Origin of the sequence: Synechococcus sp. HIMB2401 (assembly GCF_042883245.1) — a bacterium.
In the GTDB taxonomy this organism is placed as follows: Bacteria; Cyanobacteriota; Cyanobacteriia; order PCC-6307; family Cyanobiaceae; genus Parasynechococcus.
The window spans coordinates 1-25,291 of the sequence record NZ_JBDJKK010000002.1 but is presented as its reverse complement, the minus strand read 5'-3'; the positions used below and the strand labels follow the sequence as shown (position 1 = coordinate 25,291).

Genomic DNA, 25,291 nt, shown 5'->3' with positions numbered 1-25,291 from the left:
CGGTTGGGTGGGAATGAATCGGAATCGATACGTGATTTATGACGCGCCCACGGCAGGGGCCTGGATGACGGCTGGAACGGGCGCCTGACCTCGAATCAGGGGGGCCGTTGGTGAGATCACCTGTTCCATCGCACCCAGATTTCGATTCACCAGGGCTTCAATCGAGCTGCGGTAGCTGTCGGTCATCAGCTTGGGGTACAGCCCGATTCCGATGATCGGCACCAGCAGGCAGCCGATGATGTAAACCTCGCGAGGCTCCGCATCCACCAGGTTGGTGTGGGACACCAGCTCCTCTTTCTCCTTGCCGAAGAAGATCTCGCGAAGCATCGAGAGCAGATAGATCGGTGTAAGGATCACGCCGACGGCGGCCAGCCCGCAGATCACCACGCGGAAGGGCAGGGTGTAAGCCTCATCCGTGGCAAAGCCAGCGAACACCATCAGTTCGCTCACGAACCCGCTCATGCCAGGCAGGGCCAGGGAGGCGAGGGCACAAACCGTCCAGAGCGCGAACATGATGCGCATCTTCTGGCCAATGCCTCCCATCTCATCCAGCTGAAGCGTGTGGGTGCGGTCGTAGGTGGCACCCACAAGGAAGAACAGGCTGGCGCCAATCAAGCCGTGGCTGATCATCTGCAGCATGGCGCCACTGGTGCCCAGGGCACTGAAGCTGCCCACGCCGATCAGCACGAAGCCCATGTGGCTGATCGAGCTGTAGGCGATCTTTCGTTTGAGGTTGCGCTGGGCGAAGGAGGTGAGGGCGGCGTAGATGATGTTCACCACCCCCAGCACGATCAGCAGTGGGGCGAACTGGGAGTGGGCCGCTGGCAGCAGTTCACAGTTGAAGCGCAGCAGGGCATAGCCGCCCATCTTCAGCAGGATGCCGGCCAACAGCATGTGCACCGGTGCCGTTGCTTCGCCATGGGCATCCGGCAGCCAGGTGTGCAGGGGCACGATCGGCAGCTTCACGCCGAAGGCGATCAGCAGCCCGGCGTAGCAGAGCAGTTGAAAGCCCGTGCCGAAGTCTTTGGCTGCAAGAGCTGTGTACTCAAAACTGGGGGTGCCGCCGCCGAAGAAGCCCATGGCCAGGGCGGCCAACAGGATGAACAGGGAGCTGCCGGCGGTGTAGAGGATGAATTTGGTTGCGGCGTACTGGCGTTTCTTGCCGCCCCAGATGGCCAGCAGCAGATAGACCGGGATCAGTTCCAGCTCCCAGGCCAGGAAGAACAGCAGCATGTCCTGCACGGCGAACACCGCGATCTGGCCGCCGTCCATGGCCAGCAGCAGGAAATAAAACAGCCGCGGTTTGAAACTCACCGGCCACGCCGCCAGGCAGGCCAGGCTGGTGATGAAGCTGGTGAGCAGGATCAACGGCATCGAGAGCCCGTCAGCTCCCACCGCCCAGGTGAGGCCAAGATCCGGTAGCCAGCTCACCCGTTCGGACAGCTGCAGACCACTCAGGCTGGGGTCATAGCCGGTGAGGTAAGCCGCAACGGTGATCAGGAAGGTGATCAGCGTCACGATCAGCGCGTACCAGCGCACCTGTTTGCCCTCGCCTTTGTCCGGAACCAGCGGAACCAGCAGGGCACCCACAATCGGCACCAGGATCGACAGGCTCAGCCATGGAACGGTGGCCTGCACCGGATCGCTGAGTCCGGCGACTGCGAATTCGAACACGCTGATCCGATCCTCACTGGATGGATCGTAGAAATCATGGCCGCTGTGTCATCACCTCGATAGGCGATGACACACATGGACGATGGGCTTCAAGCGATAGGTCCGCCGATCACGCCAAACAGCACCACCAGGCCGATCACACCGGCAAACACAATCAGGGCATAAAACTGGGCGCGTCCGGTTTCGAGATATTTGAGACCTTCGCCGCTGCCCAGGGTGAGCAGTCCGGTGAGGTTGACCACGCCATCAACCACTTTGGCGTCCACCTCAAGCACTTCCCGCGCCAGTTTGCGGCTGCCGCGAACGAACAGCTTTTCGTTCAACACATCGAGATACCACTTGTTAGCGAGGAAGGCATTCACCGCCGGGAAGCGGCCGGCCACCAGCTGCCCCAGATCAATCCGACGCAGGGCATAGGCCAGAACAGCCAGGCTGATGCCGGCAACGGAGATGCCCACGGAGGCGCCTGCCAGGGGGAGAAACTCGCCCCAGCTGAACTGTTCGGCCATCTCGAGGGCTTCTTCCGGATTGAGAAGGCCCGCAAAGCGGCTGTTCCATGGGGTGCCCAAGAGGCCAATCAGTACGGAAGGCACCGCCAGCACCGCCAAGGGGGCTGCCATCGGCCAGGCCGACTCGTGCACGCTGCCGCCATGGGCGTGGTGCTCGGAAGGATCCTTGCCAGCGGCGGTCAGCAGCTGGGCCTGCATGGCGGTGTCATTGCCGCGGAACTCCCCTTCAAAGGTGAGGAAGTAGAGCCGGAACATGTAGAAGGCCGTCATCCCCGCCGTCAGGAAGCCCACTACCCAGAGAAGTGGGTAGCTGTTGAAGGCCTGACCAAGAATTTCGTCCTTGCTCCAGAAGCCGGCCAGGGGCGGAATGCCACTGATGGCGATGCAGCCGATGAAGAAGGTGATCGAGGTGACGGGCATCTTTTTGCGCAGGCCGCCCATCAGGCGCATGTCCTGGGCGAGAACGGGCTCGTGGCCCACTACCTCCTCCATGGCGTGGATGACGGAGCCTGATCCCAGAAACAACATCGCCTTGAAGAAGGCATGAGTCACCAGGTGGAAGATGCCGGCGACCGGGGCACCGCAACCCATCGCCAGCATCATGTAGCCGAGCTGGGAGACGGTGCTGTAGGCCAGACCCTTCTTGAGGTCCATCTGGGTGAGGGCGATGGAAGCCCCCAGGAAGCAGGTGATCGTGCCAACGACGGCGATCACGGTTTGAACGATGGGGAACTGGGCGTAGAGGGGATCGAGTCGGGCAACCAGGAACACCCCTGCGGCCACCATCGTTGCGGCGTGAATCAGCGCTGAAATCGGCGTTGGGCCCTCCATGGCATCGGGCAGCCAGACGTGGAGGGGGAACTGGGCCGACTTGGCCATCGGACCCATGAAGACCAGCAGGCAGAGCAGCAGCGCTGCCCATGGGGCCACCGTTCCGGCGGCCAGGCCGTTCTGCAGACCATCGGCGATTCCCTGGAAATCGAAGCTTCCCGTGGCCCAGAACAGGCCAAGGATGCCCAGCAGCAGGCCGAAGTCACCAACCCGGTTCACCACAAAAGCCTTCTGAGCGGCGTGGGCGGCACCGTCGCGGTCGTACCAGAAGCCCACCAGCAGGTAGGAGCACATGCCCACTAGTTCCCAGAAGACGTAGATCTCCAGAAGATTGGGGCTGATGATCAGACCCAGCATGGAGCTGCTGAACAGCGCCAGGTACGTGAAAAAGCGCACGTAGCCCTTGTCATGGGCCATGTAGCCGTGGGAATACACCAGCACCAGCAGGGCGATGGTGGTGACCAGCGCCAGCATCACCGCCCCGAGTGGATCCACCACGTAACCCATCGGCAGAACGAAGTTGCCAGCACTGGCCCATGCGAACAGATGCTCGACTGGAGGAGCCCCATTGAGCTGGTTGAACAGGATGCTGTAGCTGAGGGCCGCAGCTGCGCCAACGCAGGAGATCAACAGCAGCGCAACGGGTTTCCGCAACCGGTTGATCGTGCGGTTGAAGCTGATCAATCCCAACCCGGTCAGCACTGCGCCGAACAGGGGCAGAACCGGAATGAGCCAGGCGAGTTCCTCGGCCGAGGGCATCCGCAAAAAGGAGGTTGAAGCGAGTGTAGGCAGCTCAGCCCAGCAGGTTCTGGAGTGCTGAATTGCGCATCAACTCCGCAGCCGTCGGAATGAAGCGATGGGCCCACCAGAACACGCCGACGGCGATGGCGATGCCCAGTTGTGCCGGTCGAACGAATTCCTGCCACTGCAACTGCTGGCGTCCATCCAGCACCGCTGCGAAGGGCACGATCGAGGTGCTGGCCTTGAGCTCGTCAAAGGCTTCGCCGAAGCGGGCCTTCAGGCGCCGGTCCCCATGCCAGACGGCGAAGAGGTGATGGCCGATCAAGCCCACGCAGGTCACCAGCATGAAGCTGCTGCCGATCCAGAGGGCGTGGGTGAGGCACCAGAGGATTTGCCCGATGGCCTGGGGATGGCGGCTGATGCGGATGATCCCCGTGGCGTAAAGACGCACCTGCGGTTTCAGCACCGCTGGGATCTCCAGCAGGTTGTAGGTGGCTGGATAGAGGAAGAGAAAACTGACGGCGGTTCCGATCCATACGAGCGGAATCACCCCAGGCACTCCCTGGAGATTCCACAGCCGCACCCCGTCGTAGCGATGGGCCAGGAACCATCCGATCACCACCACGGCCGAGGGAATGCTGGCTGCCGCGAAGATCAGGCGCCAGGCCCGTGCTCCGATCACGGCCTCAGCCCGGCTGCGCAGGGCAGCACCACCGCTGTGAATCACGGCAAACAGGATCAGCAGCACCAGCATCACGACGCTGCTTTGGTGGGTGGAGGCCATGGCGGCTGCGTTGGAAGGGCGTGATTCTGGCTGTCGGACGCGGCGGTCCTAAATTTCTGGTGTTCCTCCGGGTGTTCCGCGGTGGCCGATCTGCCGTTCACCCTCGACCAGCTGCGGATCCTTCGCGCGATTGTCAGTGAGGGCAGCTTCAAGAAGGCCGCCGACAGTCTTTACGTCACCCAGCCCGCCGTCAGCCTTCAGATCCAGAACCTGGAGAAGCAGCTGGAGGTTTCGCTGTTTGATCGCGGCGGGCGCAAGGCGCAGCTCACTGAGGCTGGCCATCTGCTGCTGAGTTACTGCGACCGGATCCTGAGCCAGTGCCACGAAGCCTGTCGGGCCCTGGATGATCTCCACAACCTCAAAGGTGGATCCCTGATCGTGGGGGCAAGCCAGACCACCGGCACCTACCTGATGCCCCGGATGATCGGCCTGTTCCGCCAGAAATATCCGGACGTGTCCGTGCAGCTCCAGGTCCACAGCACCAGACGCACGGGCTGGAGTGTGGCTAACGGTCAGATCGACCTGGCGATCATCGGTGGTGAATTGCCGGCGGAACTCAATGAACTGCTGCAGGTGGTGCCCTACGCCAGTGATGAGCTGGCGCTGGTGCTGCCGGTGAAGCACCCCTTGGCCCGACTGGCTGAACTCACCAAGGAAGACCTGTATCGCCTGGGCTTTGTCTGTCTCGATGCGCAATCCACCACCCGGAAGATGGTCGACCAGCTTCTGGCGCGCTCCGGCCTGGATGTGCAGCGCCTGCGCATCGACATGGAACTGAATTCGCTGGAAGCCATCAAGAATGCCGTTCAGGCGGGCCTGGGTGCCGCCTTTGTTCCTGTGGTGTCGATCGAGCGGGAGTTATCGGCGGGAACGATTCACCGGCCCCAGGTGGCTGATCTGCAGGTGAGACGCCAGCTCAAGTTGATCACCCATCCCGCCCGCTACTGCTCACGCGCCTCGGTGGCCTTCCGCAATGACGTTCTGCCCGTCTTTGCCAGCGCTGACAGCCCGATTCGTCAGGCAGCGAAGGTCGTGCCTGAAGCGATCGGGGAGCAACTGGTTCAGAACTGATCGGCCTCGGGTGTCACGCCCACAGCGTCATCTGCCACGCCTCGGGTGAGGAATTTGTTCTCACTGATGTCGGTTTGGTAGACGCAGCGCACCACGGGCTTGTCCCGAACGGAGCCGATGTAGGCAAAGGTGTTCATCCGCTGTTTGCACTCACGCTCCTGCTCGGCGGTGATGGCCCCCTCCTTGCGCAGCACCGACCAGTTCTCCCGACGGATCACACAACCCGGTTGCAGGGTTGGCTGGGTCACAAAGCTGCTGGAGGGGTTGAGCGTCGTGTACATCTCGATGTCCATGACGAAGGCGCTCGCCCCCCACTGGCGGCAGAACTCCGGGTCGGGAACGGCCATGTCCAGTTGCTGGGAGCTGGCGATGTTTCCCTGGTCGCCCGTGGTGGTGCTGGTGACAGCGCTGCCGATACCGATCCCCACCACGAGAACTCCTGCCAAGACGGCCACGGTGAGGGTGCTGAATTGAAAGCCGCCCTGGCCGCCTCCACTACCTGGTGGGGGGCCGGGAGGACGGCCGTATCCCCCCCGGGGAGGAGCGTCGTAACGATCCCGCTCACCGCGGTCGTAGCGGCGATCACGCGGTCGGCGGCCGCCGCGGTCGTAGCGCGAGCCGGTCACAACAGTTCTGGGGTGCGGGGCAGGCCCATGGAGAAGTTCTGCACGCGGCCATCCGGGTTGTAGCTGAGTTCGCCAGCCTGGAGCAGTTGCCGGATGAATCCCTCTAGGTCTGTACCAATGCGGCGCAGGGTGTAGTCACTCAGTTCGCCGCCGGCTGCGGCATCCACCAGTTCCTTGAAGCGTCCCTGCACCTTGGCGAGGCTGGCGGCATCCCAGAGAAATTCGTTGTCGGGATCCAGATCCAAGGTCAGTTGGTCATCTGAAGGAACCAGATCCTCCTCTTGAAGTGCTGCTGTGAACAGGCGCACGTGGCGGGTGGTGCACTTGAGAAGGGTGTCAGCCAAGACGCGCCCACGGGAAAGCTGACACGACTTTAAGAAGCGAACGGGGGTCAAGCCCTTTTAAGGTTAGTTTCACTTTCGAGACGGCCGCATGCGTGTCGCTATTGCCGGAGCTGGTCTTGCTGGACTCTCCTGTGCCAAATACCTGGCGGATGCCGGCCACACCCCCATCGTTGTGGAAGCCAGGGATGTTCTCGGCGGCAAGGTGGCGGCCTGGAAAGACGAAGACGGCGACTGGTACGAAACCGGCCTACACATCTTCTTCGGGGCCTACCCGAACATGCTGCAGCTGTTCAAGGAGCTGAACATCGAAGACCGGCTGCAGTGGAAGAGCCATTCGATGATCTTCAACCAACCCGAGGAGCCCGGCACCTACAGCCGCTTTGATTTCCCTGATTTGCCGGCACCGGTGAATGGTGTGGCGGCGATCCTGGGCAACAACGACATGCTCACCTGGCCGGAGAAGATCAGCTTCGGCCTGGGACTGGTCCCCGCCATGCTCCGGGGCCAGGGTTACGTCGAAGAGTGCGACAAGTATTCATGGACGGAGTGGCTGCGGATCCACAACATCCCAGAGCGGGTGAATGATGAGGTGTTCATCGCCATGAGCAAGGCGCTGAATTTCATCGATCCCGATGAGATCTCCGCCACCGTGGTGCTCACGGCCCTTAACCGCTTCCTGCAGGAGAAGAACGGCTCCCAGATGGCGTTCCTGGATGGCGCACCGCCGGAGCGCCTCTGCCAGCCGGTGGTCGAGCACATCGAATCACTGGGTGGTGAGGTGCATCTCGACAGCCCCCTGCGTGAGATCAAGCTCAATGCCGATGGTTCGGTGGCGGCCTTCCATATCGGTGGCGTGAAGGGCAAGGAAAGCTTCGACCTCACCGCTGATGCCTATGTCAGTGCCTTGCCGGTGGATCCCTTCAAGCTGCTGCTGCCCGAGCCCTGGAAGCAGATGGAAGTGTTCCAGAAGTTGGATGGCCTCCGGGGTGTCCCTGTGATCAACCTGCACCTCTGGTTCGATCGCAAGCTCACCGACATCGACCATCTGTTGTTCAGCCGCTCCCCTCTGCTCAGCGTGTATGCCGACATGAGCATCACCTGCAGGGAGTACGAAGATCCCGACAAGTCGATGCTTGAGCTGGTCTTTGCTCCTGCCAAAGACTGGATCGGCCGCCCCGATGAGGAGATCATCGAGGCCACCATGGGTGAGCTCAAGAAGCTGTTCCCGATGCACTTCAGTGGCGACAACCCCGCCACCCTGCGCAAATACAAGGTCGTGAAGACGCCGTTGTCCGTCTACAAGACGACGCCCGGCTGCCAGGAGCTTCGCCCGGATCAAACCACCCCGATCAAGAACTTCTTCCTCGCGGGCGACTACACGATGCAGCGCTATCTCGCCTCGATGGAGGGTGCTGTTCTCAGCGGCAAGCTCTGCGCCGGTGCGGTGGACCGCAAGACAGGTCAGCTGGCATCATCGACCTCTTCCAGTGAGCCTGTGACGGCCTGAGCCATGCCCCTCGCCTCCCCGGATCTCGACGCAGCCTTTGAGGCCTGCCGTCGGGAGACCGCCGAGTGGGCCAAGACGTTCTATATCGGCACCTTGCTTCTTCCTCCCGAGAAGCGGCGTGCCATCTGGGCGATCTATGTGTGGTGCCGGCGCACGGATGAGTTGATGGACAGCCCGGAGGCTCAGGCGCGTCCGGTTGAGGAGCTTGCAGAGCGGCTCGACCGTTGGGAAGAGAAGACCCGTGCTCTGTTTGATGGTCGGGTGGAGGACGATCTGGATGCGGTGATGGTCGACACCCTGGAGCGCTTCCCCCAGGGCATTCAGCCTTACCTTGACATGATCGAGGGCCAGCGGATGGACCTCACCTGGACCCGCTACCCCCGCTTTGAAGATCTCAAGCTCTACTGCTATCGCGTGGCAGGCACCGTTGGCCTGATGACCCAGGGGGTGATGGGCGTCGACCAGGCCTATACCTCAGCTCCCTGGAGTGACTGTCCCGACACCTCCGATGCGGCCGTCGCCCTGGGGATCGCCAACCAACTCACCAACATCCTTCGGGATGTGGGGGAAGACCGTGGCCGTGGCCGTATCTATCTGCCCCAGGAAGATCTCGAGCGGTTCGGTTATTCCGAGGAGGAGCTGATGGCTGGAACCCTCAACAACGCCTGGCGTGCGTTGATGCGCTTCCAGCTGGAGCGGGCTCGCGATTGGTTTGCCCGCTCCGAAGCCGGAGTCCGTTGGCTGTCCGCCGATGCGCGCTGGCCGGTGTGGACGTCGTTGCGGTTGTACCGCGGCATCCTGGATGAAATTGAACGGGTCGATTACGACGTGTTCAATCACCGTGCCTATGTGGCCAAGGTCAACAAGCTGCTTGATCTGCCCCGTTCATTCCTGTTGGCTCAGTCACGCTAAAAATCCCTGCCGGGATGACCGGCAGGGGTGGAGTTGATCTTCTTTTTCCCTCGATCAGATCAGCAACGGATCAAACAGCCGTCTTCTGGTTGGCAAGCAGATCCTTGAGCTTGGACAGTTCGCCGGCCCAGCGGGGGTCAGGGGCGCCTTCGCTCTTCTCATCGCTGTGGACCACCTTGTTCACAGCCTTGCGGGCCACTTGAGGTTGGCCGGCTGCATTGGGGGCTCCACGACGGTTGCCGCCAGCATTGTTGTCGCGACGCTCGGAGCGCTCGACGCGTAGGGCACTGCCACCGAACTCCTTGCCGTTGAGAGCTTCGATCACGGCGTCGGCGAGTTTCGGATCGTCCACGTTGGCGAAGCCGAAACCGCGGCATGCACCGGTTTCGCGGTCGAGAACCGATTTGAACCGAATCCCTTCTCCCACCGACTTGAGCAGAGCCACCAGCTCCTGTTCTTCAAAGGTCTGCGGCAGGTTGCCGATGTACAGGCGGATGCTCATGAAGGAAAGGAAATGCGATCTGTCGGTGTCTGACCGTCATCATTGACACCAGGAAAGTTAATCACAGAGCCTCGCTTTCACGGTTCAAGAAATGTTGGGCCTCCTTCAGTGCCTCGCTTGGGGTCTGGATGCGCTCAAAGGCATGTTCCAGCTTCAGATGATGCAGCAGACGTCCGAGACGGGGACCGGGTTCGATCTCCAGGGCCGTCAGCAGGCCATTGCCGTCGACCGGGGTTCTGGGGTGGAACAGAGGGTCCTCGGCGTTGCGCCATCGACGCAGCCAGATTTCTTTTTCGGGCATGGGTAGTTGCATGGCCAGGGCGGGGAGATCCCCCTCGAGCTCCTCATGCAATTGCAGTCGATCGCTCTCGGGTAACGCGCCCGGTGCCTGGCCGGTGCGTTGCTGCCAGCTCCGCAGCCGTTTGCAGCGCTGGCGCAGGGCGCGACTGGCGCGGAGTTGGCTGAGACCCTCATCGCTCACCAGGGCCGTCAGCCGCGCCAAGGGCACTGCTGCTGCGGCTTCCTCGCTGGTCAGGCCATCGATGTTGCCGGGCGTGGGAGGTTGCCCTCCGGCCGCCCAGGGATGCAGCAACGGCAGGCTTGTGAGGGCTGCCATCGCGGCGTCAGCGTGTTCGCCCCGCACCAGGCGCTGCAGCTCCGCCAGGATTCGCTCCGGTGCCGCTTCCGGAAGCCGTGCGGCGTGGCGCTCAATCCACGCCATGGTCTGGCTGGAGATGGTGAGAGGGATTTCCGCCATCAGCCGCAATCCCCGCAGCAACCGCAGCGGGTCGTCGATGAGGTTGGCTTCCGAGACGGCGGTCAGGCAGCCCTGCTGGAGATCGCTCAGTCCCCCTGTGGGATCCCACAGCTCTCCCCAGGGCTGGAGCGACACGGCGATGGCATTGAGCCGGTAATCGCGCCGCCAGAGGTCGTCTTCGATGCGGTCTCCGTCCTGTCGGGCGATGTCGACCGTCCAGCCCCCAAGCACCAGCCGAGCAATGCTCCGTTCCGCGTCCAGCACCACACAAGTGCCATGCAGCTCCTGGGCCAGGGCCTGGGTCAGAGCGATGGCATCGGATGGGACCACCAGGTCAAGATCCGGCTGCTCCTGTAGACGGTCCAGCAAGCCATCCCGCACGGCGCCACCCACCAGCGCCGTGCCCTCCGGAAGCCGTGCCAGGGGGAGAGGCCACTGGGCTGGAGCCAGTCGCTCTCGCAGCTGGTCAAGCAATGCGTTGCCGGAGCCTTGGGCCATCAGAATGGGGGGAGTGAACGGCCTTGGGAGGCATGTGCATCTGCGTGGATTGCAGCTGGGTCGACCGTTGTCAGGCCTATCACGCAGTTGAGCGTCAGCATGGTGTTCCGCATCTAGCCCAGGCCCCGGATTTTGAGCCAGACGCGCCCCGTATCCACGTGTCGGTGATGGATCTCCCCGATGGACAGGCCGGGATTGAGTGGGATGTGCGCTCCTGCTCCAGCTTTAAGGCGGATCCAGGCCGGTGGCAGCGTTGCCGTCCTGGACAGGAACTGCCCCGATGACGGCTCCACCGCTGCTGCTCGCCTTGCACAGCTGTTCCGACTGCTTTGGCATGGCGCTGCTGGATCCTCAGCAGCCTGGGGCAGAGCCTTTGGTGCAGGCTCATCCGGATGGCCGGGGCCTCTCCAACAGCTTGATTTCGCGGGTTCAGGGGCTCCTCCCGCCCGAGCGTTGGCCCCAGTTGCAGGGCCTTGCCGTCGCGACGGGACCCGGCGGCTTCACCGGCACCCGCCTCACGGTGGTGATGGCCCGCACCCTGGCGCAACAGCTGGATTGCCCCCTGCTGGGGGTGAGCAGCTATGCCCTGATGGCCCCACGCCTGGAGCTGCAACTGCCCCAATCCATGCAGGGGGAACCGTTCTGGATCACCCAGGAGTTGCCGCGCCGGGGGGTGGTGGGTGGTCAGTACCGGATCACGGCCGGGCAGGTTCACGAACTCAGCCTGCCGACCTTGCTGCCTCAGGGGGCATCACCCAAGCCCGCTGTTGAGGTGCAGCTGGATGTGGAAGCGGATGTGGCGCGGCTCCTGCAGCTGTTGCAGCGCAGCCATGCCGTCGGGGCTGCGCTGCCCTGGGCTGAGGTGCTGCCGATTTACCCCACCTCACCTGTTGGACAGGTCTAATGGCGGGCGTGCGTACAGGGCTACTGCTGGGAGCTGGTCTGATGGTCTGGCTTTTGGGCCCCGGCCCGCTGTCGCCCTATCGGCGGGCTCTGTTGGATCGCAGCCCGCCCCAGCTGGTGCTGGTGCTCGGGGGAGATGTGGATCGGGAACGAATGGGTGCCCGGTTGGCGCGTCAGCTCGACCTACCCCTGCTGGTGAGCGGCGGCAGCAACCGTGAGTACGCCGAATGGATGCTAAGTCAGGAGCGCTTCAATCCCGACCGCTTCACCCTGGATTACCGGGCCCGTGACACCCTCAGCAATTTCACGTCTGTGGTGGATGAGCTGCAGGCGGATGGTGTTCGCCACGTGCTGCTGGTGACCAGCGAAGACCACCTGCCCCGCTCCATGGCGGTGGGCCAGGTGGTGGCCGGCAGCCGCGGAATTCAGCTCACCGGCGTTCCCGTGGCCTGCCGCGAGGACTGCACCCAGGAGGGACGCCTCAAGCAATGGAGTGATTGGCTTCGTGCGGTGGCGTGGGTGATGACCGGTCGCGACCTCAGGGATGCTGCGGACCCTGATCCAGCAGAGCGTTGATGCGTTCCTGCAGCAGAGCGGTGGTGGCATCCAGATCAGGCCTGCGGCGACTGGCTGGGGCTGGAATGGGGTCGCCGATGCGCAGCTGAATCGGCACAAAGCGCGGCCAGCTGCGCCCGCTGCCCAAGGCGCGGTGGCTGTTGCAGATGGCCACCGGCAGCAGCGGGGCTCCCGTGCGAGCCGCCAGCAGGGCCGCTCCGGGGAGTGGGTTGTTGATCCGGCCGTCGTTCTGTCGGGTGCCGTCCAGAAACACCCCCGTTGCCCAGCCTTCTTCAAGGCGAGTCGTGGCGGTGCGGATCGCTTCGCGATCGCTGGCACCCCGCCGCACGGGGTAAGCACCACAGGCCCGGATCAAGCGCCCCAGCAGCGGAATGCTGAACAGTTCCGCCTTGGCCATGAAGGCCACGGGGCGCCCCAGGGCATGGCCCAGAAGGGGCGGGTCCAGGTGCGAGCCATGGTTGGCCACCACCACAAGGGACCCTTGCATGGGCACTCGGTTGTTGCCGGAGGTCGATCCGCGGAACAGCAAGCGGAAGACCGGGAACACCAGCAGGCTGCTGACCAGCCGGTAGGTGAGGCTCGGCTTGGGGGTGCGGACGAGGCTGGACTGACTCACTGTCCGAGGTCTCCAGCCCCGGAGATCTGGGCGGTGGTGATCCCGCTCATGCTGCGTTTGGCCAGGCCGCTGAGCACGTTGCCCGGACCGATTTCCACCAGGGTGTCCACACCGCTGTCGGTCATCGCCGCCATGGTTTCGCGCCAGCGCACACCGCTGGTCATCTGCTGCTTCAGGCGCTGTTTGAGCTCGTCCGCACTGGTGCTGGCGCTGGCGGCGCTGTTGCTGAGTACTGGTACGCGGGCATCCAGGAAGGGCACGTTGTCCAGCTCGGCGGCGAAGCGCTCAGCCGCCTCCGCCATGAACGGGGAGTGGAAGGCTCCGGAGACGGCCAGGGGGATGGCGCGTTTGCATTTCAGGGCTCCACTCACGCTTTCCACGGCCTCTGGAGAGCCAGAGATCACCACCTGCGCATCGCTGTTGTCGTTGGCGATACTGACCCCGTCCGTGGCGGCCACCAGATCGTCCAGCTGAGCGCGATCGAAGCCGATCACGGCCGTCATGGCGCCGCCCCCGGCGTTCGCCATCAGTTCTGAGCGGGTTTTCATCAGCTGCAGACCGGTCTCCAGCCCAAACACCCCTGCGCTGTACAGAGCAACCAGCTCGCCCAGGCTGTGGCCGGCCACCAGCGCAGGCTCGCGGCCCTGCTGCTGAAGGTTGTCGGCCAGCACCGATTCGATCACGAACAGGGCGGGCTGGGTGTTGCGGGTGTCGTTGAGGTCACCCAGGCCATCACCACCGCCGCTTTCCCCCTGGCAGATCGCCAGCAGATCGCGCCCCAGCAGCTCTGAGGCCATGGCGAAACGCTCACGGCAGCCTTCGATGCTGAGCAGCGCTTCTGCCATGCCCACCTTTTGAGAGCCCTGACCGGGAAAGACCCAGGCGATCGCCATTGCTGTGTTCTGCAGACCGTGCCGGAGATTAGGCGGGCCCGCTCCAGCGGAAGAGGGCTGCACCCCAGCTCAATCCCGCTCCGAATCCACTGCTGGCGATGCGGTGGCCGGGTTGGATGCGTCCATCGCGCACGGCTTCATCCAGCATCAGGGGAATGGTGGCTGCCGAGGTGTTGCCGTAGTGGGCCAGGTTGCTGAGCACTTTTTCGGAGGGCACCGAGAAGCGATCCGCCACGGCATCAAGGATGCGCTGGTTGGCTTGATGCAGCAGCAGCCAATCCAGGCAATCTGCGGCAACACCACCCTGTGCAAGAAGCTTTTCGAGAATTGCCGGCACCTCGCGCACCGCGAATTTGTAGACCTCCTGCCCGTTCATCTGGATGGGGTCGAAGCCGCCACACTGATGGCTGGCATCCCCCACCAGGGGCTGGCGCTGGTTCACCTGGGGCAGCTGGAGTACCTCGCCGCGGCTGCCATCGGAGCGCAACAGAAATCCGTCGAGATCGTCCTGGCCGTTCTCTGAGGCCTCCAGCACGACGGCACCGGCCGCGTCACCGAAGAGAACGCAGGAGCGGCGATCGTCCCAGTTCACCCAGCGGCTGAGTTGATCGGCTCCCACCACGAGGATGCGGCGCATCGCCCCGCTGCGCAGATACTGGGCGGCGGTCACAACGGCGAAGAGAAAGCCGCTGCAGGCAGCGGTGAGATCAAAGGCCGCGGCATGGGTGGCGCCGAGGCGCGCCTGCAGCCGTGGAGCCGAACCGAACAGGTCGTCTGGGGTGGAGGTGGCCAACAAGATCAGATCGAGGCTGTCGGCCGACCAACCGGCCATCTCCAAGGCCCGTTCCGCCGCCAACCCGCTCAGTTCCGCCAGGGATTCGTCGCTGTTGACCACCCGTCGCGCGGCAATGCCTGTGCGACTGCGGATCCATTCGTCACTCGTCTCAACCCGCTGGCCCAGCTCTGCGTTGCTGATCGAGCGGCTGGGCGTCGCGCTGCCAGACCCTCGGAACAACACCCCCCTGGTTGTGCTGAGCGGCTCGACCAAGACGGAGGTTGATTGACGTCGCGTCAGTCAATCACAACCCTGTTGGAGCGTTGCGAGATCCTCCATCACCCCATGGCTGGCTGCGGAGTGGGCAATGCGCAGGGCACTGACCACCGAGAGGGCCTTGCTGCTGCCGTGGCCGATCACGGAAATGCCGTTTACGCCCAGAAGCAGGGCACCACCGTGTTCGGCATGGTCGAGCCGCTTCTTGATGCGCTTCAGGTTGCTGCGCAGAAACGCTGATCCCACCTTGCCGCGACGCCCTCGGGGCAGCTCCGCCCGCAGCACCCCCAGCAGAACACTGCCGACGGACTCCAGGAATTTCAGCAGCACATTGCCGGTGAATCCATCGCAGACCACCACATCGAAGTCGCCCGAAAGCACATCCCGGCCTTCGCAGTTGCCGGCGAAGTGGAGCCTGGATTCGTCCCGCAGCAATTCGTGGGTCTTCAAGGAGAGATCGTTCCCCTTGCACTCCTCCTCGCCAATGTTCAGCAGGCCGATGCGTGGCCGTTTCACCTGCAGCACATCCCGGCTGTAGATGTTCCCCAGCAGGGCGAACTGGTGCAAGTAGGTGGGCTTGCAGTCCATGTTGGCGCCCACATCGAGCACCAACACCGGCTTGCCTGGATCCTTGGTGGGGAACAGGGCGCCGATGGCGGGGCGGTCGATGCCCTTCAGCCGTCCCAGCCGAAAAATCGCCGAGGCCATCACCGCCCCGGAATTGCCGGCGGAGTACACCGCCTCGGCCTCGCCTTTCTTCACGAGGTCCATGGCCACATTGATGCTGGCGTCCCGTTTGCGCCGCACCGCCGTGGCTTCGTCATCCATGCCGATGGAGGGCCCACTGGCCACCAGGTCCAGATGTCCTGCTGCACGCGCACTTTCCAAGGCTTCGCGTAGCCCGAGGCTGGTGGCGGCAGCCATCACCCGGTCGATCTCCCCCACGAAGCGGATCTTCAGTGGCAGCCGGTCAATGGCGTCCAGGCATCCCTCCAGGATCGGCCCCGGCGCATGGTCACCGCCCATGCCATCCACGGCCACCCAGAGGCGCTCTGCATCGTCGATCTCATCGGCATCAGTGCCCCCTTGCAGCCAGCGCAGGGGATCAAACCCCAGCGGTTGGAGCACGCTGCTGGCTACCGTGCCTGCTCCGGAGACAACGGTTTCCGCCACGTTGCCGGCCATCGAACCCGCGGCCGTTGCTGAGCTGGCAGCTCCATCAACGATGGTTGTGACGGCGGCATTGCGCCGATACCAAATCACCAGGCGACGGATCGCCCGAGGACGGTTTGTTTTATGCCGCGGCTGAGGGGCCGGGGTGGGATCAGGGTCCTTCGGAGGCAACGGAATCGACGATGCGCTGGAACAGGTAGCCGGTGCCCCGAGCTGTAAGGATCAACTCGGGATTGGCAGGATCATCCTCCAATTTGGAGCGCAGACGGGAGATATGAACATCCACCACCCGGGTGTCCACATGGCGCTCCGGGGTGTAGCCCCACACCTCTTTGAGGATTTCGCCGCGGTTGAACGGCTCGCCGGAACGGCTCACCAGCAGTTCCAACAGGCTGAATTCCATCCCCGTTAGGCGGATGCGTTCATCGCCGCGGAACACCTGGCGTTTGTTGGTGTCGATGCGCAGGTCGCTGACCTGGATGACGCCGGAGTTGGGAATGCCCGCCACCTGCTCCTTCTCGACCCGGCGCAGCACGCAGCGGATGCGGGCTTCCAGCTCCTTAGGGCTGAAGGGCTTCACCACATAGTCATCGGCACCGAGCTCAAGCCCGGTGATGCGGTCAGCCACGTCGCCGAGGGCCGTCAGCATCACGATGGGAACGTCGGATTCCTTGCGCAGCTCCTGGCAGACGCCATAGCCGTCCAGCTTTGGCATCATCACGTCCAGCACCACCAGATCGGGCGTGCAGGTGGGGAACAATTCCAGGGCTTCGGTGCCGTCGCAGGCGGTTACGACGTTGTATCCGATCATGGATAGACGGGTTTCCAGGATCCGTCGGATTGATGCCTCGTCGTCGACCACGAGGATCGTTTCCTTGGTGGGAGCCGTGGCCGTCATGGGCACCGAGGCGTTAGTCACTTCTCGCCACAAATAAAAGGGCAGCCCCCCGGTCTGTTCATTCAACGGCAACTTTCTTCACAGTTCGCAGTGCCCAAATCCACCGCTGTTTTCATCTGTCAGGTCTGTGGAGCCCGTGCCCGACAGTTTTTCGGCCGTTGCCCGGAGTGCGGCAGCTGGAATTCGCTGGTGGAGCAATCCCAGCCCGCCGACGATGGCCGTCGCCGCCGCAGTGCTCCGGATCCGGAGCAGGCCGCTGCCCCGCGACGGTCCACGGCCATGGCCTCGCTGGAGGATCAGCCGCTGCAGCGGCTGGCGACAGGGTCGGCGGAATTTGACCGCGTTCTGGGTGGGGGCCTGGTTCCCGGTTCGCTGGTGCTGGTGGGAGGTGATCCGGGCATCGGCAAGAGCACATTGCTGCTCCAGAGCGCCTCGGCCATGGCGGCCGGTGCATCCGTGCTCTATGTGAGTGCTGAGGAATCAGCTCAGCAGGTGAAGCTGCGCTGGCAGCGGCTTGCCGGGGGGGCATCGGAGCTGCAGTTACTGGCCGAAACCGATCTGGAACTGGTGCTGGAGGAGCTGGAGGCCCTTCGCCCCGCTGTGGCGATCATCGACAGCATTCAGGCGTTGCATGACGCCAACCTCACCAGTGCGCCGGGGTCCGTCGGTCAGGTGCGTGAATGTGCGGCTGCCCTGCAACGGCTGGCGAAACGCCAGAACATCTCGTTGTTGTTGGTGGGCCACGTCACCAAAGAAGGCATGTTGGCCGGCCCGAAGGTGTTGGAACACCTCGTGGATGCGGTGCTCACCTTCGAGGGAGACCGCTTCGCTAGTCATCGCCTGCTGCGGGCCGTCAAGAACCGCTTCGGTGCCACCCATGAGTTGGGTTTGTTTGAGATGCAAAGCGGTGGCCTGGCCGAGGTGGGCAACCCCAGTGAGCTGTTCCTCAGCGATGCCCGCGCCTCCGGTGTCGCCACGATCGTGGCCTGTGAGGGCACGCGCTCGTTGGTGGTGGATCTGCAGGCCTTGGTGAACGTCACCAGCTATGCCAGTCCGCGACGCACGGCGACAGGGATCGGCACCAACCGTCTGCACCAGATCCTCGCGGTGCTGGAGAAGCACATGGGACTGCCGCTCTCCCGCTTCGACTGCTATCTGGCCGTGGCCGGTGGCCTGGAGGTGGAGGAGCCTGCGGCGGATCTGGGGGTCGCTGCAGCGGTAGTTGCCAGCTTCAGAGATCTCACCCTGCCTGCGGGCACGGTGTTGATCGGCGAGCTTGGTTTGGGGGGGCAGTTGCGCCCTGTGGGTCAGCTGGAGCTTCGGCTGCAGGAAGCGGCCCGGCTGGGCTTCCAGCGGGCCGTCGTCCCCCGGGGCAGTGGCCTGGGCGATCTGGCTTCGGGTTTGGATCTCGCTCTTCTGGAGGCCGACAGCGTCACCGAGGCCCTGGTGCTGGCGCTCGGTGATGCCGTGCAGCCCGACCAGGACTGATTCAGAAGTAAACGTCCACGTTGCTGCGGCCTGTGGACTTCAGCCAGTTCTCGATATCGAGATAACCGCCGGGATTGAGGCGCACGGCCTGGGTCCAGACGTCAGCGGCCTGGTCAAACCAGCGATCCGCTGCGTCCTGCTCACCGCCTTCCTCGGCGATGCGGCCCCACTTCTCGTAAATCAGCCCCATGTTCTTCAGGCAGGAGGGCTGGTTCGGGTTTTCCTCGAGCGCCTTGCGGTAGGTCTCGATCGCTCGCTCCTCCTCGCCGTTGGACATGTAGATGATGGCCATGTTCTTGAGGGTTTCACTCCGGTCTGTGGAGTTCTCCTCGAGCTTCAGGGCCTCCTCGTAGTTCTCCAGCGCTTCGGCGTAGTCGCCATCGTTCTGGGCGGAGAGGCCATCCCGGTAATAGACGTAGGCCTCCTTGGAGCGGGCGTTGATCGGCAACAGCTTGACGATCAGGTCCGCCATCACCGTGAAGCTCTTGTCAATGAAGTTGTCGTTGCGGTTGCTGCGGGGCACGGCGCTCCGGCGGACGGACCCCCATCCTGACGGGACCGGAGCCCGACCTAGCCTGCTCGTAAAGATCCCTGTTGCGTAAACACCTGTGAGCCCTTCGGTTCAGACCGTCGTCCTGGATGTGGAAGGGATGAAATGCGGCGGTTGCGTCCGCGCTGTGGAAACCACTCTGCTGGATCAGCCCGGTGTTCAGCGCGCCGATGTGAATCTGGTCAGCCGCTCGGCCTGGCTCGATCTCACTGCCGGTGAGAGTGATGTGGATGGTGTCTTGAAAGCCCTGGCAGACAGAGGCTTTCCGGCCAAGGAGCGTTCCCTGGATGCCCCGATCGGAGCGGCGGCTGCCGGGCAGGCGCTGCCGGGCTGGTGGCAGCAATGGCGACAGCTGATGGTGGCCCTTGTGCTGCTGTTGCTGTCGGTGCTGGGGCATCTCAGCGAGGCCGGTCACCTGTCGCTTCCCTTGATCGGCAGCCTGCCTTTTCACGCCACGCTTGCAACGGTGGCTCTGCTGGGGCCGGGCCGTCCAATCCTGGTGGGCGGTGTTGCGGCCGCTCGCGCAGGGGCCCCCAGCATGGATTCCCTCGTGGGCCTGGGGGTGGGCAGTGCCTATGTGGCCAGCCTGGTGGCCTTGGTTTGGCCCCAGGTGGGTTGGCCCTGCTTTTTCAATGAACCGGTGATGTTGCTGGGGTTCGTCCTGCTGGGACGTTTCCTGGAGGAACGGGCCCGCTTTCGGACCGGTCAGGCCCTGCAGCAGCTGGCTGAGCTCCAGCCGGACACGGCGCGCCTGCTGTTGAGCGACGGGGCGATTCGTGAGGTGCGCGTTGGCGCTCTCAGGCCCGGTGAAACCGTGCAGCTGCTGGCCGGTGACCGCATTCCGGTGGATGGAGTGGTGCTTGAGGGGGCCTCGGCCGTTGATGTGTCCAGCCTCACCGGTGAGCCCCTGCCGCTGCAGGCGGAGCCCGGCACGGAGTTGTCATCCGGCAGCCTCAATCTGGAGTCAACCCTGGTGCTGAAGGTCACCCGTGTCGGTGCCGAAACCGCCCTGGCCCGGATCATTCGTCTGGTGGAGCAGGCCCAGGCCCGTCGGGCTCCCATCCAGGGCCTGGCCGATCGTGTAGCAGGCCGTTTCTGTTACGGCGTGATCGGCTTGGCCCTCGCCACGTTTCTGTTCTGGTGGTTGTTCGGTGCCCAGCACTGGCCTGAGGTTCTGCAGGCGTCTGCACCTGGGATGCCCATGACCCATGCGATGTCCCATGGGATTGACCATGGCCATGGGATGCATCACGGCGGCTTGGGCAGTGGAGCCAGCACCCCGATGGGTCTGGCCCTGCAACTGTCAATCGCCGTGCTGGTGGTCGCCTGCCCCTGTGCCCTCGGTCTGGCGACCCCCACTGTGATCACGGTGGCCACCGGCTTGGCAGCACGGCGCGGCTGGCTGTTCCGCGGTGGTGATGTGATCGAAACCGCCGCCGGTTTGGAGCATGTGGTTTTCGACAAGACCGGCACCCTCACCTTGGGTCGTCCCCTCGTGACCGATGTGTACGGGGATGAACCGGACTCTTTGTTGCAGCTCGCGGCCAGCCTGGAGCAAAGCAGCCGCCATCCCTTGGCCTACGCCCTGCTGCAGGAGGCCCAGCGCCGGGAGCTCGCACTACTGAGCTGCAAGGACGTTCGCACTGTCTCCGGCATGGGCCTCAAGGGTCATGTGGACGGTGCATCGGCTCAGGTGCTTGTTGGCAAGCCCGATTGGTTGGAGGAGCAGGGTGTTGCCATCGCACCCGCCGCCCAGGACTGGCTCTCTGCCGCTGAAGGCTCGGTGGTGGCTGTGGCTGTGGGAGCTGTCCTGGTGGGCCTGGTCCAGATTGAGGATCAGCTGCGCCCGGATGTTGCCCCGGCGTTGCAACGCCTGCGTTCTCACGGTCTGGCGCTTTCGGTGTTCAGTGGTGATCGGCAGGCGGCTGTGCAGCGCCTTGGTCAGCAGCTGGGTTTTGCCACCAAGGATCTGGGCTGGCAGATGCTGCCGGAGCAGAAGCTGCAGCGCCTCGAACAGCTGCGTCAGGCGGAGCGGGTGGCCATGGTGGGCGACGGCATCAACGATGCGCCGGCCCTGGCCGCGGCTGATCTTGGGATTGCCATTGGCACTGGAACCCAGATCGCGCAGGACTCCGCTGGTCTGGTGTTGCTCGGCGATCGGCTCGACAATCTCCCCGAAGCCCTCAGCCTGGCCCGCCGCACCCTGGTGAAGGTGAGGCAGAACCTGTTCTGGGCCTTCGGTTACAACCTGATTGTTCTTCCGGTGGCCGCCGGTGCCTTGCTCCCCAGCCATGGGGTGCTGCTGTCGCCCCCGTTGGCGGCGCTCTTAATGGCCTTGAGTTCGATCACGGTGGTGCTCAATGCCCTGGCGCTTCGCTTGCCATGAACGGTCGCTTCATTGTTCTGGAGGGCATCGATGGCTGCGGCAAGACCACGCAGATCCAGCATCTGGTCGAGTGGTTGCCCAACAGCGGTCTGATGCCGAAGGGTGCTGCTGTGGTCTGCACCCGTGAGCCGGGAGGCACTCCTCTGGGGCGTTCGATCCGGGAACTCCTGCTGCACACGGCAGACCAGGAGGCACCAGCTCCCACTGCGGAACTGCTGCTTTACGCCGCCGATCGGGCGCAGCATGTTGAAACGTTGATCCGTCCTGCTCTTGAGCGCGGTGACTGGGTGATCAGCGATCGTTTCGCGGGATCGACCCTCGCCTATCAGGGCTATGGACGCGGTCTGGATCGGGACTTGATTCAGCGGCTCGAACAGATCGCCACCACGGGGCTTCAGCCCGATCTCACCCTCTGGCTGCGCCTTTCCGTGCAAGAGAGCCTGCGGCGCCGTCTCGGGGACAAGGAGGACCGCATCGAAGCCGAGGGCGCCGCATTTCTGGAGCGGGTCGCACAGGGTTTTGCCGAGTTGGCCCAGCAGCGCTCCTGGTGCGCCGTCGCTGCAGATCAGTCAGCCAGCGCCGTTCGTGCTGCTCTGGAACGTCAGCTTCAGGAGCATCTGGCTTGAGCGCGTTGTTTGGCGATCTGATCGGCCAGCCCCTCGCCGTTGATCTGCTTTCGGCGGCCCTGGCCCAGGGCCGTGTGGCCCCGGCCTATCTCTTTGCCGGCCCTGAAGGGGTGGGGCGTCAGTTGGCGGCGGTGCGTTTTCTGGAGGGACTGCTGGCCGATGGTCAGCCCTCGGCCCGGGAACGCCGACGCCTGCTGGAACGCAATCACCCCGACCTGCTCTGGGTGGAACCCACCTATCAGCATCAGGGCCGTTTGCTGACCCGCGCCGAAGCCGAGGAGGCGGGGCTCAGCCGCCGCACGCCGCCCCAGTTGCGCTTGGAGCAGATCCGCGACATCGGACGCTGTCTGGCACGGCAGCCGGTGGAGGCGAAGCGCGGGATGGTTGTGATTGAGGCTGCTGAGGCGATGGCGGAAGCTGCGGCCAATGCCCTGTTGAAAACGCTGGAGGAACCCGGCCATGGGCTGCTGATTCTGTTGACCTCAGCCCCCGAGCGGTTGCTCAGCACAATTCGCTCCCGCTGTCAGTTGATCCGTTTCCTTCGGCTCAACCCCGAGGCCATGGCACAGGTGCTCGAGCGCACCGGTGCCACAGCTCAGGATGCCCCGGAACTTCTGGCCTTGGCTGCCGGGTCTCCAGGCGCCCTGATCGACCATCGGCGCAGCCTGGCTGGTCTGCCTGAGGAGTTGGTTCAGCGCCTTGATTCGCTTCCCGCCACTCCCATGGAGGCACTTGCGTTGGCACGCGATCTCTGCGAAGCCCTCGATGGCGAGCAGCAGCTGTGGTTGATTGGCTGGTGGCAACACCGGCTTTGGCGCTCCGGCAGTTCTGCCTCAAGCCTCAAGCGCTTGGACACACTGCGCGGCCAGCTGCTTTCGTTCGTTCAGCCGCGATTGGCCTGGGAGGTGGCGCTGCTCGATCTCACGGCATCCGTCTCCTAGGTGCACGAAGGCGATCAAGCCGAGGCTCGATCACCTTGCTGCTTGCGCTCTTCGCGTGCCATGGCCACCACGTCCTCCAGGCCATCCATCTGAGCGCTGGTGGGCAGTTCCAGGCAGTAGCCGGCTCCGTACACCGTTTTGATGAAGCGTGGCTTGCGCGGATCGGGCTCCAGCTTGGTGCGCAGGTGTCTGACGTGTACGCGAATGGTTTCGATGTCGTCATCGGGCTCGTAGCCCCACACCTCCTTGAGGATCAACGAGGGGGCCACGGTCTGACCGTGCCGCTGCAGCAGGCAATGAAGCAGTTCGAACTCCAGGTGCGTGAGCCGCACGGGTTGATCAAACCAGATGGCTTCAAAGCGCTCGGGCACCAGGGTGAGAGGCCCGTAGCTGAGGATCTCGTTGTGGTTGCTGGTTCCAACAGGAGCTCGGTCACTGCGACGCAGCAGGGCTTTGACCCTCACCTGAAGTTCCTCCAGATCGAAGGGTTTGGTCAGGTAATCGTCGGCTCCGGAATTGAAACCGCTCACCTTGTCTTTGGTGCCGCCGAGAGCCGTGAGCATCAGGATCGGAATCCCAGCGGTGCGGTCGTCGCGCCGTAGGCGCTGACACAGGGTGAGGCCATCCACTTTGGGCAGCATCAGATCCAGCAGGATCAGATCCGGGGTGTATTGGAGTGCGAGGGCCTGACCTTTGATGCCATCGTCGGCGCGCTGCACATCGAAGCCGCTGTGCTCCAAATGGCCGCTAACCAGGTCGCGCATGTCCTGGTCATCTTCGATTAGCAGGATGCAGGGCTTCATCGGTTCGGCGGCAATTCGGCTGGAGAAATAACGAGCGCGTGTCTGTAGGGATTAACGCTGAACGGATTCTCTCAAGCTTTTCAACTGTCTGCAGATTTTCAACAAAGAGCTCACCAGGGGCATTGTTTCGGCAAATCGCATGCAGGAACAGCGATCTGGGGGTTTTTTTGCTTGTCTTTCGCCGGTGGCTGTTTAGGAAGTCTTCCGCTTCGGGCAATCACCCGTCACGAAATTCCTCTGTTTGTCAATAAAAAAGCCCCAGCGTGAGCTGTGGCTTTAAAGCTCCCCGGGCGGGATTCGAACCTGCGACCAATCGATTAACAGTCGACCGCTCTACCGCTGAGCTACCGAGGAATGAGACCCGAAGAACTTACCCTTCGAATGTGCCCCCCTGCAAGCGCCGTTGCAGTTCTGTTCCCCGGGTCCATGGTCCAATCCGACCGTCTTGCATGCGAGCGGCACCATCGGCGAAGGCCAATTCCCCAAGCCTGTGGGTGATCCACAGCGCCGTGATTGGCTTCACGGGGTCTTTGCAAAGCCGTTGCACGGTGGTCAGCACGGTTGCTTGGCTGCTGGGATCGAGCAGGGCGGTCGGTTCATCGAGCAGCAGAAGCCCGGCGTCACTGGCCAGGGCTCCGGCAATGGCCAGGCGTTGTTTCTGGCCGCCGCTGAGGCTGTGAATCGGCCGCTTCTCCAGTTGGGCGAGGCCAAGCTGGCTCAGCAGGCCGCGCACGGTGCTTAGGCGGTGCTGCTGGGGCCCTTCAGGGTCCATGCCCAACATCAGATCGCTGCCGCAACTGGGGAGCAGCAGCTGATGGTCTGGGTTCTGAAACACCAGGGCAGTTTTGCTGCGGCAGACGATGCGTCCGCTCTGGGGTTCGAGCAGTCCTGAAATCAGGCGGAACAGGGTGCTTTTGCCGCTGCCGTTGCTGCCCACCAGCATCCAGAGGCCTGGGCCAGGAATGACCAGGTTGCAACGGTTGAGGGCCTGCTGGCCGTTCGGCCAGCGGTGGCTGACGGCCTCAACGCTCAGTTCGGCGGTTGAGGTGTCAGGAATCAAAGGAAAAGCCGGGACGCTTGCTGCCACCCGCTGCCGAAGCTTTCTCATAAAGCTGAACGGCGAGAACCTCACTGACCAGCAGCGTTACTTTTTTGCCTTCCACTTTCTCGCAGGTGAGCTCCAGCAGCCGCGGTTGGCCGTTCTCGAGGGCCTGGCGGATCTGCTGATACAGCGCATCGGCATCTGCATGCTCCTTGCGCTGAACAGACACCGGGACAGGACTCATGCGCAGGGCCAGTTCGATGACGTACACAGCGTTGGAAAGAAGCGATGCGTCATCTTCGCGGAGGGACCGGCATCCCGTCGGTCCAAAAATGCGCATTTCTACTCATCCCCTCGAAAAGGGTGCGGGGAGCCGCCCCATTTCGGTGATCACCCCCTAGGCTCGGCCGTGTAACGGATCATGAAGCACCTCTCATGACGATCGCTGTAGGACGCGCGCCACAGCGGGGATGGTTTGACGTCCTCGATGACTGGCTCAAGCGCGACCGCTTCGTTTTTGTCGGCTGGTCCGGCATCCTTCTTCTCCCAACGGCCTACCTGGCCATCGGTGGCTGGCTGACAGGCACCA

The 25,291-nt window shown here is 63.4% G+C and carries 26 protein-coding genes, 1 tRNA gene and 1 pseudogene; 11 read left to right on the top strand and 17 right to left on the bottom strand.

All coding sequences use genetic code 11. From position 1 onward, the window contains the following. Positions 1-36: 36 nt before the first annotated feature. From AAXE93_RS05050 to AAXE93_RS05040, 3 genes are all read right to left on the bottom strand, one after another. Positions 37-1,674, bottom strand: a complete 1,638-nt coding sequence (locus AAXE93_RS05050; protein ID WP_115081180.1) for an NAD(P)H-quinone oxidoreductase subunit 4 — start codon at positions 1,672-1,674, stop codon at positions 37-39. 89 nt (positions 1,675-1,763) lie between these two features. Continuing rightward, positions 1,764-3,773, bottom strand: a complete 2,010-nt coding sequence (locus tag AAXE93_RS05045; protein WP_390128752.1) for an NAD(P)H-quinone oxidoreductase subunit 5 — start codon at positions 3,771-3,773, stop codon at positions 1,764-1,766. A 34-nt stretch (positions 3,774-3,807) separates the two neighbouring features. Beyond that, positions 3,808-4,539, bottom strand: a complete 732-nt coding sequence (locus tag AAXE93_RS05040; RefSeq protein WP_390128750.1) for an NnrU family protein — start codon at positions 4,537-4,539, stop codon at positions 3,808-3,810. 81 nt (positions 4,540-4,620) lie between these two features. Here AAXE93_RS05040 and AAXE93_RS05035 point away from each other — a divergent pair, with 81 nt between their 5' ends. Continuing rightward, positions 4,621-5,610 (top strand): LysR family transcriptional regulator, encoded by a 990-nt coding sequence (locus AAXE93_RS05035; protein ID WP_114987555.1) that lies wholly within the window; start codon positions 4,621-4,623, stop codon positions 5,608-5,610. On the opposite strand, the gene AAXE93_RS05030 is transcribed toward AAXE93_RS05035, so the two are convergent. Both AAXE93_RS05030 and AAXE93_RS05025 read right to left on the bottom strand, forming a co-directional pair. Beyond that, a complete protein-coding gene (locus tag AAXE93_RS05030; RefSeq protein ID WP_390128748.1) occupies positions 5,601-6,236 on the bottom strand; it encodes a DUF3172 domain-containing protein in 636 nt (211 codons plus the stop codon). The genes AAXE93_RS05035 and AAXE93_RS05030 overlap by 10 nt on opposite strands. Next, the gene (locus AAXE93_RS05025) at positions 6,233-6,580 is read right to left on the bottom strand and encodes an NAD(P)H-quinone oxidoreductase subunit M (RefSeq protein WP_025362552.1); all 348 of its coding nucleotides are present in this window, start codon (positions 6,578-6,580) and stop codon (positions 6,233-6,235) included. The genes AAXE93_RS05030 and AAXE93_RS05025 overlap by 4 nt, the downstream gene beginning before the upstream one ends. Positions 6,581-6,668: 88 nt before the next feature. On the opposite strand from AAXE93_RS05025, the gene pds reads away from it, so the two are divergent. Then, the gene (gene pds, locus AAXE93_RS05020; protein ID WP_115131236.1) at positions 6,669-8,087 is read left to right on the top strand and encodes a 15-cis-phytoene desaturase; all 1,419 of its coding nucleotides are present in this window, start codon (positions 6,669-6,671) and stop codon (positions 8,085-8,087) included. Between the two features lie 3 nt (positions 8,088-8,090). After that, entirely contained in the window at positions 8,091-8,999 is a 909-nt protein-coding gene (locus AAXE93_RS05015; RefSeq protein WP_186493980.1) for a phytoene synthase, read from the top strand. 70 nt (positions 9,000-9,069) lie between these two features. Here AAXE93_RS05015 and AAXE93_RS05010 read toward each other — a convergent pair whose 3' ends face one another. Next, positions 9,070-9,501 (bottom strand): RNA recognition motif domain-containing protein, encoded by a 432-nt coding sequence (locus AAXE93_RS05010; RefSeq protein ID WP_390128744.1) that lies wholly within the window; start codon positions 9,499-9,501, stop codon positions 9,070-9,072. Between the two features lie 61 nt (positions 9,502-9,562). Beyond that, on the bottom strand, positions 9,563-10,756 hold the full coding sequence (locus AAXE93_RS05005) for a CCA tRNA nucleotidyltransferase (RefSeq protein WP_390128742.1): 1,194 nt from the start codon (positions 10,754-10,756) through the stop codon (positions 9,563-9,565). A gap of 32 nt (positions 10,757-10,788) precedes the next feature. Between AAXE93_RS05005 and AAXE93_RS05000 the strand changes: the two genes are divergently transcribed. The 3 genes from AAXE93_RS05000 to AAXE93_RS04990 are packed head-to-tail and all read left to right on the top strand — an operon-like array spanning position 10,789 to position 12,235. Beyond that, positions 10,789-11,040 carry a Ycf34 family protein gene (locus AAXE93_RS05000; protein ID WP_115131232.1) on the top strand — a complete coding sequence of 84 codons (252 nt, stop codon included), beginning with the start codon at positions 10,789-10,791 and terminating at the stop codon, positions 11,038-11,040. Continuing rightward, positions 11,037-11,660, top strand: coding sequence for a tRNA (adenosine(37)-N6)-threonylcarbamoyltransferase complex dimerization subunit type 1 TsaB (gene tsaB, locus AAXE93_RS04995; RefSeq protein WP_390128740.1), 624 nt, complete (start codon positions 11,037-11,039; stop codon positions 11,658-11,660). The genes AAXE93_RS05000 and tsaB overlap by 4 nt, the downstream gene beginning before the upstream one ends. After that, the gene (locus tag AAXE93_RS04990) at positions 11,660-12,235 is read left to right on the top strand and encodes a YdcF family protein (RefSeq protein ID WP_390128737.1); all 576 of its coding nucleotides are present in this window, start codon (positions 11,660-11,662) and stop codon (positions 12,233-12,235) included. Before tsaB ends, AAXE93_RS04990 begins: the two co-directional genes overlap by 1 nt. Here the strand turns inward: AAXE93_RS04990 and AAXE93_RS04985 are convergent. The 5 genes from AAXE93_RS04985 to rpaB are packed head-to-tail and all read right to left on the bottom strand — an operon-like array spanning position 12,198 to position 16,866. Next, positions 12,198-12,851 (bottom strand): lysophospholipid acyltransferase family protein, encoded by a 654-nt coding sequence (locus AAXE93_RS04985; RefSeq protein WP_390128735.1) that lies wholly within the window; start codon positions 12,849-12,851, stop codon positions 12,198-12,200. The genes AAXE93_RS04990 and AAXE93_RS04985 overlap by 38 nt on opposite strands. Further along, positions 12,848-13,744, bottom strand: a complete 897-nt coding sequence (gene fabD, locus AAXE93_RS04980; protein ID WP_390128733.1) for an ACP S-malonyltransferase — start codon at positions 13,742-13,744, stop codon at positions 12,848-12,850. The genes AAXE93_RS04985 and fabD overlap by 4 nt, the downstream gene beginning before the upstream one ends. A 28-nt stretch (positions 13,745-13,772) precedes the next feature. Next, complete coding sequence (locus AAXE93_RS04975; RefSeq protein WP_390129743.1) at positions 13,773-14,762, bottom strand: beta-ketoacyl-ACP synthase III; 990 nt, start codon at positions 14,760-14,762, stop codon at positions 13,773-13,775. Positions 14,763-14,819: 57 nt separating this feature from the next. After that, on the bottom strand, positions 14,820-16,139 hold the full coding sequence (plsX, locus tag AAXE93_RS04970; RefSeq protein ID WP_114987532.1) for a phosphate acyltransferase PlsX: 1,320 nt from the start codon (positions 16,137-16,139) through the stop codon (positions 14,820-14,822). Next, positions 16,120-16,866 carry a response regulator transcription factor RpaB gene (rpaB, locus tag AAXE93_RS04965; protein ID WP_025362545.1) on the bottom strand — a complete coding sequence of 249 codons (747 nt, stop codon included), beginning with the start codon at positions 16,864-16,866 and terminating at the stop codon, positions 16,120-16,122. Before rpaB ends, plsX begins: the two co-directional genes overlap by 20 nt. Before the next feature lie 90 nt (positions 16,867-16,956). Between rpaB and radA the strand changes: the two genes are divergently transcribed. Then, complete coding sequence (gene radA, locus AAXE93_RS04960) at positions 16,957-18,354, top strand: DNA repair protein RadA (protein ID WP_006851231.1); 1,398 nt, start codon at positions 16,957-16,959, stop codon at positions 18,352-18,354. Between the two features lies 1 nt (position 18,355). Here the strand turns inward: radA and AAXE93_RS04955 are convergent, their stop codons facing one another. Further along, positions 18,356-18,877 (bottom strand): photosystem I assembly protein Ycf3, encoded by a 522-nt coding sequence (locus AAXE93_RS04955; protein ID WP_006849793.1) that lies wholly within the window; start codon positions 18,875-18,877, stop codon positions 18,356-18,358. Positions 18,878-18,962: 85 nt separating this feature from the next. Here AAXE93_RS04955 and AAXE93_RS04950 point away from each other — a divergent pair, with 85 nt between their 5' ends. The 3 genes from AAXE93_RS04950 to AAXE93_RS04940 are packed head-to-tail and all read left to right on the top strand — an operon-like array spanning position 18,963 to position 22,857. Then, complete coding sequence (locus tag AAXE93_RS04950) at positions 18,963-21,290, top strand: heavy metal translocating P-type ATPase (protein ID WP_390128729.1); 2,328 nt, start codon at positions 18,963-18,965, stop codon at positions 21,288-21,290. Continuing rightward, on the top strand, positions 21,287-21,916 hold the full coding sequence (gene tmk / locus AAXE93_RS04945) for a dTMP kinase (RefSeq protein ID WP_390128727.1): 630 nt from the start codon (positions 21,287-21,289) through the stop codon (positions 21,914-21,916). Before AAXE93_RS04950 ends, tmk begins: the two co-directional genes overlap by 4 nt. Continuing rightward, a complete protein-coding gene (locus AAXE93_RS04940; protein ID WP_390128725.1) occupies positions 21,913-22,857 on the top strand; it encodes a DNA polymerase III subunit delta' in 945 nt (314 codons plus the stop codon). Before tmk ends, AAXE93_RS04940 begins: the two co-directional genes overlap by 4 nt. Before the next feature lie 14 nt (positions 22,858-22,871). On the opposite strand, the gene AAXE93_RS04935 is transcribed toward AAXE93_RS04940, so the two are convergent. From AAXE93_RS04935 to AAXE93_RS04920, 4 genes are all read right to left on the bottom strand, one after another. Further along, positions 22,872-23,660, bottom strand: coding sequence for a response regulator transcription factor (locus AAXE93_RS04935; protein WP_115131221.1), 789 nt, complete (start codon positions 23,658-23,660; stop codon positions 22,872-22,874). A gap of 282 nt (positions 23,661-23,942) precedes the next feature. Then, positions 23,943-24,014: transfer RNA gene (locus tag AAXE93_RS04930), tRNA-Asn, on the bottom strand. A gap of 16 nt (positions 24,015-24,030) precedes the next feature. Then, the gene (locus AAXE93_RS04925) at positions 24,031-24,768 is read right to left on the bottom strand and encodes an ABC transporter ATP-binding protein (protein WP_390128722.1); all 738 of its coding nucleotides are present in this window, start codon (positions 24,766-24,768) and stop codon (positions 24,031-24,033) included. Beyond that, positions 24,710-24,973: a hypothetical protein gene (locus AAXE93_RS04920; protein WP_114987520.1), complete on the bottom strand. Its 264-nt coding sequence runs from the start codon at positions 24,971-24,973 to the stop codon at positions 24,710-24,712. Before AAXE93_RS04920 ends, AAXE93_RS04925 begins: the two co-directional genes overlap by 59 nt. A 164-nt stretch (positions 24,974-25,137) precedes the next feature. Between AAXE93_RS04920 and AAXE93_RS04915 the strand changes: the two are divergent. Beyond that, a pseudogene (locus tag AAXE93_RS04915) lies at positions 25,138-25,291 on the top strand (photosystem II D2 protein (photosystem q(a) protein)); the annotation flags it as partial.

What these genes read in the sequence shown, in the direction of transcription:
- AAXE93_RS05045 (WP_390128752.1), bottom strand. Translation starts at nt 3,773, where the DNA reads ATGCCCTCGGCCGAGGAACTCGCCTGGCTCATTCCGGTTCTGCCCCTG.
- AAXE93_RS04990 (WP_390128737.1), top strand. Translation starts at nt 11,660, where the DNA reads ATGGCGGGCGTGCGTACAGGGCTACTGCTGGGAGCTGGTCTGATGGTC.
- fabD (WP_390128733.1), bottom strand. Translation starts at nt 13,744, where the DNA reads ATGGCGATCGCCTGGGTCTTTCCCGGTCAGGGCTCTCAAAAGGTGGGC.
- AAXE93_RS04925 (WP_390128722.1), bottom strand. Translation starts at nt 24,768, where the DNA reads ATGAGAAAGCTTCGGCAGCGGGTGGCAGCAAGCGTCCCGGCTTTTCCT.
- AAXE93_RS05040 (WP_390128750.1), bottom strand. Translation starts at nt 4,539, where the DNA reads ATGGCCTCCACCCACCAAAGCAGCGTCGTGATGCTGGTGCTGCTGATC.
- AAXE93_RS05015 (WP_186493980.1), top strand. Translation starts at nt 8,091, where the DNA reads ATGCCCCTCGCCTCCCCGGATCTCGACGCAGCCTTTGAGGCCTGCCGT.
- AAXE93_RS05010 (WP_390128744.1), bottom strand. Translation starts at nt 9,501, where the DNA reads ATGAGCATCCGCCTGTACATCGGCAACCTGCCGCAGACCTTTGAAGAA.
- AAXE93_RS04935 (WP_115131221.1), bottom strand. Translation starts at nt 23,660, where the DNA reads ATGAAGCCCTGCATCCTGCTAATCGAAGATGACCAGGACATGCGCGAC.
- tmk (WP_390128727.1), top strand. Translation starts at nt 21,287, where the DNA reads ATGAACGGTCGCTTCATTGTTCTGGAGGGCATCGATGGCTGCGGCAAG.
- AAXE93_RS05005 (WP_390128742.1), bottom strand. Translation starts at nt 10,756, where the DNA reads ATGGCCCAAGGCTCCGGCAACGCATTGCTTGACCAGCTGCGAGAGCGA.
- pds (WP_115131236.1), top strand. Translation starts at nt 6,669, where the DNA reads ATGCGTGTCGCTATTGCCGGAGCTGGTCTTGCTGGACTCTCCTGTGCC.
- AAXE93_RS05000 (WP_115131232.1), top strand. Translation starts at nt 10,789, where the DNA reads ATGTGCATCTGCGTGGATTGCAGCTGGGTCGACCGTTGTCAGGCCTAT.
- tsaB (WP_390128740.1), top strand. Translation starts at nt 11,037, where the DNA reads ATGACGGCTCCACCGCTGCTGCTCGCCTTGCACAGCTGTTCCGACTGC.
- rpaB (WP_025362545.1), bottom strand. Translation starts at nt 16,866, where the DNA reads ATGACGGCCACGGCTCCCACCAAGGAAACGATCCTCGTGGTCGACGAC.